The sequence below is a fragment of the Streptomyces parvus genome, from assembly GCF_014648875.1.
Taxonomy (GTDB): Bacteria; Actinomycetota; Actinomycetes; order Streptomycetales; family Streptomycetaceae; genus Streptomyces; species Streptomyces parvus.
Map to the genome: position 1 here is coordinate 392,223 of NZ_BMRY01000006.1, position 11,830 is coordinate 404,052.

Here is an 11,830-nt window from a genome sequence, read left to right on the forward strand (position 1 = left end):
CCGGAATTGCCGTGCCCCTGACAATCGCTGACCGGAGTATCGAGGGGCCCGGACGGGAGGCGCAAGAATGCCTTTCGGCCACGCGGGCCCCACCCGCATCCGGCCCCGAAAACCGTAGGGCTGCCGGGGCCGGAGAGGTGTCGCGCGGGGTCAGGCGTCGATCCGGTTCCGCTCCCCCGCCCCGACCGCCACGGTGAGCGTGTTGCCCGGGGGTGGGAAGGGGCAGATGAAGTGATCGGCGAAGGCGCACGGCGGGAGCAGCGCGCGGTTGAAGTCGACGCTCACGCTGCCGTCGGCGGCGGGCGCCCCGGGCCGCAGGAAACGGAAGCGGTAGCTGCTGTTCCCGCTGGTCACATCGGCGAAGACGGCCCACAGCGACCCGTCGGGCTCGACCGCGACCTGGAGCGTGTGCTCCTGTCCTTCCACCGTGAAGGCGAGCTCCCCGCCGAGCCCGAGACCGCGCTCGACCCCGTCCGCGTTGGCCACCCGTACGGTCCGGTCGGCGTACGGGCGGAAGGTCCCGGACAGTGTCCAGCGGGGGTCGTACGGGGTGGCCTCGATGGTCGAGAAGGCGTGCCGGGCCGGTGATCCCGGGTCGAAGTCCCGTACCGCCCACAGCCCTTCGCGACGGAGGACCACCAGACGCCGCTCCCCCTGCGCGACCCGGGAGTCGTCGATGGGTCCGCGGTCCGCGCCGAGCCGGACCTCGCCGGTCAGGGGCTTGCCGTCGACGACGATGCCGTCCTCGGGGGCGGCCGTGAGGACCACCTCGTCGCCGTCCTCGCGCCAGAGACCGGGGACGGCCGGAATTCGCCCTTCCGGGTGGTCGGAGAGCCAGTGGGTTCCGGTCAGGGAGAGCGGGCCGTACGGGGCGGCGACGGCGACGACGCGCCCCTCGTGCCACCGCTGCCAGTCCCGCACGGCGTCCGGCCCGCCGCCGCCCTGCTCCTGCTGCTGTGCGTCCGTGCTCATGCGGTCAACCTTTCCATACCGGCTCCGGCAGACCGAGGTGCGACCGCAGCGTGGAGCCGGTGTATTCGGAGCGGAACGCGCCGCTCTCCTGGAGGAGCGGGACGACCCGGTCGACGACGTCGTCCAGGCCGCCGGGGGTGAGATGGGGGACGAGGATGAACCCGTCGGCGGCCCGTTGGTCGACGAAGGCCGTCAGGTCCGCCGCGACGGTGCTGGGCGAGCCGATGAACGACTGCCGGGTGGTCGTCTCGATGACGGTCCCCCGCAGGGAGAGCCCCTTGGCCTCGGCGAGCGCGCGCCAGCGGGCGACGACCGCGGAGGGGTCACCGTGCAGGACCCGGCCCCGGGTGATCCCGGATTCGGGGACCGGGTCGATGTCGGGGAGCGGCCCGTCGGGGTCGTACGCGGAGAGGTCGGTGCCCCAGATCTGCTCGGCGGCGAGGATCGCGTTCTGCGGGGAGACCTGCTGACGGCGGATCTCCGCGGCCTTCTCCTGCGCCTCGGCATCGTTGTCGCCGACGACCACGGTGACCCCGGGCATGATCTTGAGGCTGTCGGCCTCCCGGCCGTACGCCGCGAGCCGGCCCTTGACGTCGGCGTAGAAGTCCCGGCCCGCCTCCAGGGTGCCGTGCCGGGTGAAGATGATGTCGGCGGCGGACGCGGCGAACTCCCGGCCCTCGGAGGAGTCCCCGGCCTGGATGACGACCGGGTGGCCCTGCGGCGAGCGCGGGACGGTGAACTCCCCGGAGACCGTGAACTGCGGCCCCTCGTGGGCGAACGGCCGCGAGACGCCCTCGGGCGTCCAGGTGTCCCACAGTTCCCGGGCGGTGGCGACGAACTCGGCGGCCCGGGTGTACCTCTCGGCCCGGTCCAGATAGCCGCCCCGGCGGAAGTTCTCCCCGGTGAAGGCGTCGGACGAGGTCACCACGTTCCAGGCGGCGCGGCCCCCGCTGAGGTGGTCGAGGGTGGCCAGGCGGCGGGCCAGTTCGTAGGGCTCGTTGAAGGTGGCGTTCACGGTGGCGGCGAGGCCGAGCCGTTCGGTGACGGCGGCCAGCGCGTTCAGCACGGTCAGCGACTCGGGCCGGCCGACCACGTCGAGGTCGTGGATGCGGCCGTTGTGCTCGCGCAGCCGCAGCCCCTCGGCGAGGAAGAAGAAGTCGAACTTCCCGCGCTCCGCCGTCCTCGCCAGCTGCTCGAAGGAGGAGAAGTCGATCTGGCTGCGGGAGCGGGGATCGGCCCACACCGTGGTGTTGTTGACGCCCGGGAAGTGGGCGGCGAGATGCATCGGACGGGGCACGGTCAGGCCTCCTTCGCGGCGGTCCTGGCGGCGGCGTAGCGGCTCGCGGGGCGCCCGAGGCCCAGGTGTTCGCGCAGGGTGCCGCCGGGGTGGAAGGTACGGAAGAGGCTGCGGTGCTGGAGGAGGGCCACTGTGCCGTTGACGATCCTTTCGAGGTCGCGTTCGGGGGTGATGGGCGTGAGGTGGAAGCCGTCGGCCGCGCCCGCACGGTGCCACTGGGCGATGAGGTCGGCGAGGTCGACCGGGCCGCCCCGGAAGTAGGTGCCGCGCCCGGCGAGCTGCGGTCCGAACTCCAGACCGGGTTCCGGCGCGGTCTCCACGTCCCCGAGGTCGACGGTGAGCGCGACCAGGACGCGCAGGGCCCCGGGGTCGCGCCCGTGGGCGGCGGCCTTGGCGCGCACCTCGTCGCGGACGGCTGCCGCCTGCTCGGGGGTGGTGGCCCGGACGTGGACGACGTCGGCGTGCCGGGCGGCCGCCGCGCGGGCCGGGGCGGTGGTGGCGTCGATGACGGTGACCGGGCGGCCCTGCGGCGGACGCGGCACGATCGCGGGGCCCTTCACCGTGAAGGTGGAGCCCTCGAAGTCGACGTAGTGCAGCTTGTCCCGGTCGATGAAGCGGCCGGTGGCGGCGTCCCGGATCTCGGCGTCGTCCTCCCAGCTGTCCCAGAGCCGCCCGGAGACGTCGGCGACCTCCCCGGCCTCCTGCCAGAGCGCGTCGGGCGGTGCGGCGGGTCGTCTGCCGAAGAGCCGGGCCTCCGCCTCGGTGGTGGAGACGTCGGCCTGCCAGCCCGCGCGGCCCCGGCTCACCCAGTCCAGGGTGGCGACGGCCGAGGAGACGTGGAAGGGCTCGGTGTGGGTGGTGGTCACGGTCGGGACGAGGCCGATGCGGTCGGTGGCGGGTGCGACGCGGGCGAGGACGGCGAGCGCGTCGAGCCCGGGGCGGGCGAAGGAGTCGCCGAGGGTGACGTAGTCGAGCGCGCCGTCCTCGGCGAGCCCCGCAAGGCGGAGGTAGTGCCCGGCGTCGTAGTGCGGCGGGCCGCCGATCTCGGCGGCCAGATGGAGGGATGTACGGGCGGACATATCGGGGACCTCTCGGGTCTGCGGTCGGTCGGGGGCCTCGCGAGGGTCGTCGCCACGACGGCACCCGCACGGCCCGGGCGTCATGTGCTCCTTGCGTGAAGGAGAGGCGGGTTTCAGAGGACCTTGGAGAGGAACGCGCGGGTGCGCTCCTGGGTGGGGTGGTCGAGTACGTCGGCGGGCGGGCCCTGTTCGACGATGCGGCCCTCGTCCATGAACACGACGGTGTCGGCGACCTCGCGGGCGAAGCCGATCTCATGGGTGACGACGATCATCGTGGTGCCGCCGAGGGCCAGGTCCTTCATGACGTCGAGGACCTCGCCGACGAGTTCGGGGTCGAGCGCGGAGGTCGGCTCGTCGAAGAGGAGCAGGCGGGGTTCCGGGGCCAGGGCGCGGGCGATGGCGACGCGCTGCTGCTGGCCGCCGGAGAGCTGGGCGGGGTAGGCCGTCGCCTTGTCGGCGAGGCCGACCCGTTCGAGCAGCTTCTCCGCCGCAGCCACGGCCGCCTTGCGGGGGTGGCCCAGCGCCGAGACCGGGGCCTCGATGATGTTCTCCAGGACGGTGAGGTGCGGGAAGAGATGGAAGTTCTGGAAGACGAAGCCGATCTTGGTGCGCTGGCGCAGCACCTCGCGTTCGCGCAGCTCGTAGAGCTTGCTGCCGTCCCTGCGGTAGCCGACCAGGGTGCCGTCCACGCTGATCCAGCCCCGGTCGACCTTCTCCAGGTGGTTGATGGTGCGCAGCAGGGTGGACTTCCCGGAGCCGGACGGGCCGAGGACGACGGTGACCTCGCCGGGGCGGACCGACAGGTCGATGCCGCGCAGCACCTCCAGGGAGCCGAACTTCTTGTGCACGGAGCGGATTTCGACCATGGCATCGCTGGGTGTGCTCATCGGGCCTCCTTGACGACGGGCGGATCGATGGGTGGGTCGCTGGTCAGTGGCATGAGAGGAGTCCTTGGGCGCTGAAGCCGTGGTGCGGGAGGAGGGTGCGGAGATCCGTCGGTACGGAAGCGGGCCGGGCGGGCCGCTCAGGAGGCGAGCCGGCCGCGACAGGAGTGGTCGCGCAGGAAGGTGAGCGCGGCGCGGGCGGCGGCGTCGTTCTGCCGGAACGCGGGCCCGCCGGTACGGGGCCGGGTGAAGGCCCCACTGGAACGGGCGGTGGTGAACGGGCCCAGCGCGAAGCGGCGCGGGTGCGGGCGGCCCTCGTCGTCCAGGACCCGGCTGTCGCCCGGGTCCACCGCGAGCAGCCCGCCGTCGGTGACGGCCGACCCGCCGTCGCGCAGGGCGCGCAGCAGCGGGCTCGCGGTGTGCCGGAGCGAGGGGTCGGGGAGCCGGGCCTCGACCAGTGCGCGGGCCTCGGTGTGCGCACCGGGGACGGTGGCGCTGCGGGCCCGGAAGAGACCCTGCTCCTCGTCGGTCTCCACGGTGAGGCCGGCGCCGAGGAAGCGGACCACCCCGGCCCGGGAGAGGGCCAGGAGCTGCTGGAGGCGGGGGCCCGGCGGTCCGGAGGCCAGATAGCTGAAGAAGCCGTGCCACCAGGAGCCGATGTCGCCGAGCCGGACGAGCTGGGCGTAGGCGGAGAGCAGGCCGAGGAAGACCGCGAGGTCCTCGCTGTGCTCCGGGTCGTGACGGCGGGCCAGGTCGGCGGCGATGTGGGCGCGCAGGGCTTCCTGGAGGGCTTCGGGCGAATCGTGGCGGACGCCTTCCAGGGGCCGGTCCAGGGCGTCCAGGTCGAGCCGGTCGGCGGGGTCGGGCACGGCCTCGGCGATCAGCCCGGCCAGTTCGGGGCTGCCCGGGTCGGCGGCGGCGTACTTCTCGGCGAAGACCTCGTGGGCCAGGGCGGTGCGTTCGGGGTGGGCGGTGAACAGCCGGTGGTAGTGGGCGTGGCCCAGCTCCTTCGCGACCGCCGGCCAGATGTCGCGCCGGAAGTCGAGCGGCCCGGTCCGCTCAAGCAGCTCCTCGGTCCACTCGGGTCCCAAGTGCTGTGGCAGGGGCGGCCGTTCACCGGTCCAGGGGTAGCCGATCTTCGCGTGGTACGGGACGCCGCGCCGTGATCCGACGTACAGCACCGGTTCGCGGCCGGACGGCAGGTACACCCCGTTCTCGTACCGCCCGCCGCGTCCTTCGGTGAGCAGGACCATCAGGTCGACGAAGGCGAGGCCGAAGCCCCGGACGATGACGGGCTCCCCGGGGCGCAGGGCGTCTAGGCCGCTGTCGGCGGTGAAGTCGGGCGGCAGGTGGACCAGGGCGTGCCGCCGGGCGAAATCCGCCAGTCCCTTCTGCTCGGGGTCCTGTTCGGCGTCGAGGTGGCCGACGGTGAGGACGACGAGGTCGGCGAGCAGGGGTTCGGGGCGGTCCTGGAGCCGGACGCGCTGCCGGCCGCCGCGCGGTCCGGTGACGGCGAGGGCGGTGGTGCGGTGCTCGTGCACGGTGATGCCGGGTGGCAGGGCGGCCAGCGCGCGCTCGTAGGTCCAGCGCAGATAGGCGCTCTGGAGGCGCCGGGTGGGGAAGTCCGCCCCGGCGAGGCCGTGGATCTCGGCCAGCACGGCGGGGTCCGCGTCCGGGGTGACGCGCCCCGCGCGGACGTCCTCGGCCCAGGCGTCCAGGGCCGGACCTGCCACGACGGGGCCGGCGAGCTCCACCGTCTCGTCGGTGAACATGGTGACGTCCTCGGCCATGGAGTTCATCCACAGCAGCGGCGACTGGTCGGGGCGCCAGATCCGGCCGCCGCCCGCCGGGTGGGGGTCGACGACGTGGAGGTCCAGGGGCAGATCCCCGTACAGCTCAACGGCGTTGGCGGCGATGCGCTCGATCACGCCCGTGCCCCGGGGGCCGCCGCCGATCACCACGATGCCGGGTGCGGCGGTCATCGCGCACCCGCCGTGCCCCGGGCGTAGTACCGCTCGACGTAGCGCTGGCCGATGCTCAGCAGTGTGGTGACGGCCGCGTACCAGATGGTGGCGACGAGGAGCAGCGGAATGACCTGGTAGGTGCGGTGGTAGACGAGCTGGACGGAGTACAGCAGGTCCTGCACGGCGATGATGCTGACGATGGAGGTGCCCTTGAGGGTGCCGATCAGCATGTTCCCGGCCGGCGGCACGATGGAGCGCATGGCCTGCGGCAGCACGATGCGCCGGAACCGCCGCCACGGGCCGAGGCCGAGGGACTGGGCGGCCTCGATCTGTCCGCGCTCGACGGAGAGGATCCCGCCGCGCACCACCTCGGCGGCGTACGCGGCCTCGTGCAGGGTGAGCCCGATGACGGCGATGGTGACGGGGCCGAGGAGACTGACCGTGGAGACGCCGAGGATCTGCGGGTACAGGGCGCCGATGTTGAACCAGAACAGCAGCTGGACCAGGATCGGGGTGGACCGGAAGAGCCAGACGTACCCCCAACTGACCGCCCGGAGAACCGGGTTGCCCGAAAGCCGCAGGACGGCGAGCAGGGCGCCCAGGGCGAATCCGAGCACCATGACCACCGCGGTGAGCCAGAGGGTGAGCCAGAGCCCGCGCAGGACGGACGCGGTGGCGAAGTACGCGAGCACGACGTCCCACTGGAAGGCGTCGTTGCGGATCACGGAGTCCATCGCGAGCGCGAGCAGCACGAGCACGGCAACAGCCGCCGCCCAGCGACCTGTTCGGCGTACGGGAACGATGCGCGGCACCGCATCGGCAGCGTCCTTGGTGAGCGACGGCGAGGCGGGGGGAGGCGAGGACGAGGGCAGCGAGACGGTCTGCGGGGGCATGCGGGAGCTCCGTGGATACTCAGATCGAACACGGGGCGTGCCTTCACACCGGTAGAACCACACGTGGACCGGGCCCCTCAGCGCCGGTCCTGCTCCGAGATAAGCGGCGTGCGCGGGGAGTTGTCAAGCCTGTCCACACTGTGAGCCGCAGATCTCACCTCGGTTGACGCGCCCTCGGATGCCTGTTCAACTTGGCCCATGCATCCGCAGCAGTGGCTGGTCACCCGCTCCCACATCGACTTCGGTCGTGTGTGGTCCTCTTCCTGTTGAGCCGACCCTCTGCTGTCCGGTTTTCCCTGCTCACGCCACTTTTCCGGCGTTCGAGCCCAGTTCCCCGCGTGACTTCACCCTCACCTTCGCCACACCGCTCCGCCCTCCCCTCGCCTTGCTGAACGCTCTTCCGCACCGCTGAAGCCTTTCGCCGCTCCCCCGTGCCGCCCCGGCTCCGTGCCGCCGCGGCCCGGGGCGGTCGGCGTCCCCCGACGAACCCGGAGAAGCACCCCCATGTCCCGATCCCGGCATACCGCCCTGTTCGCCCTGGTCACCGTGACCGCCCTGACGCTCGCCGGCTGCGCGGAGCCGGCGGACCCTGCGGGTGGAGGATCCGGCGGGGCCGCCGCCCGGGGGAAGGCCCCGACGAGCGACGTCGTCTCGAAGGTAGGCAAGGACGAGGCCGCCGCGAAGCTGCTGCCCACCGGGGTGCGCGAGGCGGGCACGCTGCGGATCGCCTCGTCCGTCGGCACGCCGCCCGGCGCCTTCTACGAGGAGGACGGCTCCACGCCGGCCGGCGCCGACATCGACTTCGCGGACGCGGCGGCCCGTACCCTGGGGCTGGAGCTGAAGCGGGAGGTGGCGTCCTTCGAGGCGATCCTGCCGGCGCTCGGCAGCGGGAAGTACGACCTGGGCACGGGGAACTTCGGCGTCACCGACGAACGCCGCAAAACCATCGACTTCGTGACCTACATCAACGACGGGCAGGGCTTCGCGGTCCGCGAGGACAGCGAGCTGAAGAAGGTCACCGACCTCACCCAGCTGTGCGGCCTGGACGTGGCGACCGGGGCGGGCACCACCTTCGAGGTGACACTCCAGGAGAATCTGCCCCGGTGCGCGGAAGCGGGAAAGAAGCCGTACAAGGTCAGGACCTACGCCGACCAGGCGGCGGTCTGGATCTCGCTCCAGCAGAACCGCTCCGATGTCGTCATGTCGACCATCAACGGACTGCGCTACGCGGTGACCCAGCAGGAGGGGCTGCGCTTCCTCAACGAGTTCAAGCGGCTCGACGTGGGCTTCGCCTTCAAGAAGGGCAGCCCGCTGACCCCCGCCTTCCAGGCCGCCGTCAACCGGCTCAAGGCGGACGGGACCTACGACCGCATCCTGAGGAAGTGGGGCACGACCGAGTCCGCGATCGAGACCTCCGAGATCTCCCCGCCCGAGCTGAAGTGACCCGGCGTCAGCCCGGACGGGACGGCAGGCGGCCTCAGCAGTCGCAGCCGCAGGACTCCCCGCAACAGCAGCAGCCCTCCCCGCAGTCGCCGCAGCAGCTGCACGCCTCGCAGCAGTCGCCGCAGCTCTGGCACGGCGCCTGCCGCCGCTCCCGGCTCCAGGGGTCCTCGAAGCTCCCGCAGCACATCTGGCAGGTGCAGGCGAGTCCGACCCAGACCAGGCATCCTGCGATGAGGCCGCGCCGGTCGCGGGGCGGCTGCGGTGGAGGGGGCGGGGAGCCGGGGCCGCCGGGGGCGTACGGGTTGCCGGGCGGCGCACCGTACGGATTGCCCGGCGGGGGCCCGAAGGAGCCGTCCGGGGTCAGCGGCCCCGTGCCCTCCTGGTGCGAGCAGGAGGAGGTGCCGAACGCCCGGTCGACGGAGCGCCGCAGCTCGTGGGCGAGCAGGACGTGGACGAGCTTGCCGTCGGTGAACTCCACCTCGCGCAGCGCGAGCCGTACGCCGTGCAGCGCGTCGTCACAGAGCCGCCGCGCCTCGGCGAGCGGGGTGCCGGTGGCCGTCAGCGGGTTCCAGGCGCCCGACGCGGCGTCCGCCTCCCGGTCCTCGACCGCGTCCAGCAGATGGGCGAGCCGCCCGAAGAGCCGGCCGGCCTCCGCGAGGGGCGCGGCGTTCTGCGGCTTCCCGGCGAGGTGGGCGGTGTGGGCGAAGGCGGCGGCGGTGGCGGTCTCGGTGGGTTCGGTGACCGTCAGCAGCGGGGTGCCGAGTCCGGCGAGCGTCTCGATCCCGGTCTGCCGGTCGACCGCGTCGACCAGGAGGGCGGTGTCGAAGCCGAGGGCCGCGCCGGTCCGCGCACCCGCCCGGTCCCATCCGGCGGCCACCCGGCGCGCGGCGGCGGCGACCGGGCGGCGGGCCAACAGCCCGTCGCGGTCGGCGACGTGGTCGCGGACCTTGGCCGAGGCGAGGACGAGCGAGACTGCGGCGGCGAGCCGGGCCCCTTCGCCCTGGGCGACCGGCGCGGTGCGCATGGCGCGCAGCGGGCAGGGGCCCGCGGTGCGACGCCCGCCGGGCGCGAGGCCCGTCTGAGCCTCCGTCAGGACAGAGACGATGAGGCCGTCGTAGTTCGTCACGATACGGGCGAACTGTCCGTGATCCGCCCTCAGAGCCAGGCAGAGACCGCAGAGATGGGCCATCCACTCGACCCTGAGACCTTCGGAGAGGCGGTGGGTGCAGGGCCTGACGATTCCGAACACGACGATCCCCCGAGAGCCGTTCAGCCGGTGCGCGACGCTCGCGCACCGGGGCGTCGTGCATCGTATCCAGCCATCCGTTCACCCGTCCGTCGGCAGCATCACCCGTACGGCTCGACGCATCATATTTTCTTTTCGCAACCCCCCTTATGCGGGACGAACCCTGACGAATCGCCACATCCTCTGCACCAGTAGCGTCACGAATCGCCTGCGAGCCGACTATCTACTTGGCGCGCTATCCGCATCATGGACGACCATAGGGATACGAAAGAGATGCGGAACGCCACAGAACCGCGGTGAGAGGAGGCGTCCATGGGATCGGTGCGCAAGGCGAGTGCCTGGCTGGGCCTCGTGGAGGACAACGACGAGCGGTACTACGACGACGAGTACAACGAGGGCACGGAGACCGGTACGGGCAACCAGGCCTGGGTCACCGACCCGCGGGTGCAGGTGGCCGCCGAGGCCGCCGAGGAGCGGGACCGCCGGATCGCGACGGTGACCCCGGACAGCTTCCGGGACGCGCGGGCCATCGGTGAGCTCTTCCGGGACGGCGTCCCGGTGATCGTCAACCTCACGGCCATGGACCCCGCCGACGCCAAGCGCGTGGTGGACTTCGCCGCCGGGCTGATCTTCGGTCTGCGCGGCTCGATCGACCGGGTGGCCACCCGGGTCTTCCTGCTGTCCCCCGCCGACACCCAGGTGGTGGCGGGCGAAGCCGCCGGCCGCAAGGCCGACGGCTTCTTCAACCAGAGCTGAGCAGGGCGCTCGCCGGAAAGATCCGGTCAACGCCGCCGGCCGGCGTGCGCGTCACGGCGCACCTCCGTCACCGGAAGGCGTCGAGACCGGTGAGCGCCTTGCCCAGTACCAGCTGGTGCATCTCCACGGTGCCCTCGTAGGTGAGCACCGACTCCAGGTTCGTCGCGTGCCGCATGACCGGATACTCCAGCGAGATTCCGTTGGCCCCGAGGATCGTGCGCGAGGTGCGGCAGATCTCGATCGCCTCCCGCACGTTGTTGAGCTTGCCGAAACTGACCTGCTCCGGCCGGAGACCGCCCGCGTCCATCCGGCGGCCCAGGTGGTGGGCGAGCAGGATGCCCTTGTGCAGCTCCAGGGCCATGTCCGCCAGCTTGGCCTGGGTGAGCTGGAAACCGCCGATCGGGCGGCCGAACTGCTCCCGGCTCCTCGCGTAGTCGAGGGCCGACTCGAAGCTGGCCCGCGCCGCGCCCATGGACCCCCAGACGATGCCGTAGCGCGCATGGCTCAGACAGCTGAGCGGGCCGCGCAGCCCCTTCGCGTCCGGCAGCACGGCGTCGGCCGGCAGCCGCACCTCGTCCATGACCAGCTCACTGGTGACCGAGGCGCGCAGCGACCACTTGTGGTGGATCTCCGGGGCCGAGAAGCCGGGGGCGTCGGTCGGCACGACGAAGCCCCGGATGCCCCGGCCGTCCTCGCCCTCGTCGGTCTGCGCCCAGACGACGGCGACCCCGGCGACCGAGCCATTGGTGATCCACATCTTGCGGCCGGTGAGGATCCAGTCCTCGCCGTCGCGCTTGGCGTACGTCCGCATCCCCGCCGGGTCCGAGCCGTGGTCGGGCTCGGTCAGGCCGAAGCAGCCGATGATCTCGCCGGCCGCCATGCCGGGCAGCCACCGCTGCTTCTGCTCCTCGGACCCGAAGCGGTGGATCGCGTACATGGCGAGCGACCCCTGTACGGAGACGAGCGAGCGGATCCCGGAGTCGGCGGCCTCCAGCTCCAGGCAGGCCAGCCCGTACTGGACGGCGCTCGCACCGGCGCAGCCGTAGCCGTCCAGGGACATGCCGAGCGCGCCCAGGGCGCCGAGTTCGCGGGCCAGCTCCCGGATACCGGGCAGCTCGCCCTTCTCGTACCACTCGGCGATGTGCGGCAGGACCCGGTCGGTGGCCCAGGTGCGGACGGTGTCGCGGATCGCGAGGTCGTCCGGGCCGAGCAGGTCGTCGATACCGAGGGGATCGGCGGCGTCGAACGGCGGGAGCTTCGACGGCTTCGCGGACTCGGTGCTGGACATGAGGGTGC

Annotated in this window: 10 protein-coding genes; 2 read left to right on the forward strand and 8 right to left on the reverse strand. The window is 72.5% G+C overall.

The annotated features are described in order from the left end of the window. Positions 1-150: 150 nt before the first annotated feature. The 6 genes from IE140_RS21035 to IE140_RS21060 all read right to left on the reverse strand — a co-directional run bounded on the left by IE140_RS21035 (position 151) and on the right by IE140_RS21060 (position 7,089). A complete protein-coding gene (locus IE140_RS21035) occupies positions 151-972 on the reverse strand; it encodes a DUF1684 domain-containing protein (protein WP_150193157.1) in 822 nt (273 codons plus the stop codon). Positions 973-976: 4 nt separating this feature from the next. Continuing rightward, positions 977-2,257, reverse strand: a complete 1,281-nt coding sequence (locus IE140_RS21040) for an NtaA/DmoA family FMN-dependent monooxygenase (RefSeq protein ID WP_150193185.1) — start codon at positions 2,255-2,257, stop codon at positions 977-979. Positions 2,258-2,271: 14 nt separating this feature from the next. Beyond that, the gene (locus tag IE140_RS21045) at positions 2,272-3,348 is read right to left on the reverse strand and encodes an LLM class flavin-dependent oxidoreductase (RefSeq protein WP_150193156.1); all 1,077 of its coding nucleotides are present in this window, start codon (positions 3,346-3,348) and stop codon (positions 2,272-2,274) included. Positions 3,349-3,461: 113 nt separating this feature from the next. Then, positions 3,462-4,214 carry an amino acid ABC transporter ATP-binding protein gene (locus IE140_RS21050; RefSeq protein WP_093442847.1) on the reverse strand — a complete coding sequence of 251 codons (753 nt, stop codon included), beginning with the start codon at positions 4,212-4,214 and terminating at the stop codon, positions 3,462-3,464. 158 nt (positions 4,215-4,372) lie between these two features. Continuing rightward, the gene (locus IE140_RS21055) at positions 4,373-6,214 is read right to left on the reverse strand and encodes an FAD/NAD(P)-binding protein (protein ID WP_150193155.1); all 1,842 of its coding nucleotides are present in this window, start codon (positions 6,212-6,214) and stop codon (positions 4,373-4,375) included. Then, on the reverse strand, positions 6,211-7,089 hold the full coding sequence (locus IE140_RS21060; protein WP_093442851.1) for an amino acid ABC transporter permease: 879 nt from the start codon (positions 7,087-7,089) through the stop codon (positions 6,211-6,213). The genes IE140_RS21055 and IE140_RS21060 overlap by 4 nt, the downstream gene beginning before the upstream one ends. A gap of 504 nt (positions 7,090-7,593) precedes the next feature. Here IE140_RS21060 and IE140_RS21065 point away from each other — a divergent pair. Beyond that, positions 7,594-8,532, forward strand: a complete 939-nt coding sequence (locus IE140_RS21065; protein WP_150193154.1) for an ABC transporter substrate-binding protein — start codon at positions 7,594-7,596, stop codon at positions 8,530-8,532. A gap of 34 nt (positions 8,533-8,566) precedes the next feature. Here the strand turns inward: IE140_RS21065 and IE140_RS21070 are convergent, their stop codons facing one another. Beyond that, positions 8,567-9,781, reverse strand: a complete 1,215-nt coding sequence (locus IE140_RS21070; RefSeq protein ID WP_189460615.1) for a DUF5685 family protein — start codon at positions 9,779-9,781, stop codon at positions 8,567-8,569. Between the two features lie 309 nt (positions 9,782-10,090). Here IE140_RS21070 and IE140_RS21075 point away from each other — a divergent pair, with 309 nt between their 5' ends. Continuing rightward, positions 10,091-10,534, forward strand: a complete 444-nt coding sequence (locus IE140_RS21075) for a cell division protein SepF (RefSeq protein ID WP_006123495.1) — start codon at positions 10,091-10,093, stop codon at positions 10,532-10,534. Between the two features lie 67 nt (positions 10,535-10,601). On the opposite strand, the gene IE140_RS21080 is transcribed toward IE140_RS21075, so the two are convergent. After that, positions 10,602-11,822, reverse strand: coding sequence for an acyl-CoA dehydrogenase family protein (locus IE140_RS21080; RefSeq protein ID WP_032767522.1), 1,221 nt, complete (start codon positions 11,820-11,822; stop codon positions 10,602-10,604). Between the last annotated feature and the right edge of the window lie 8 nt (positions 11,823-11,830).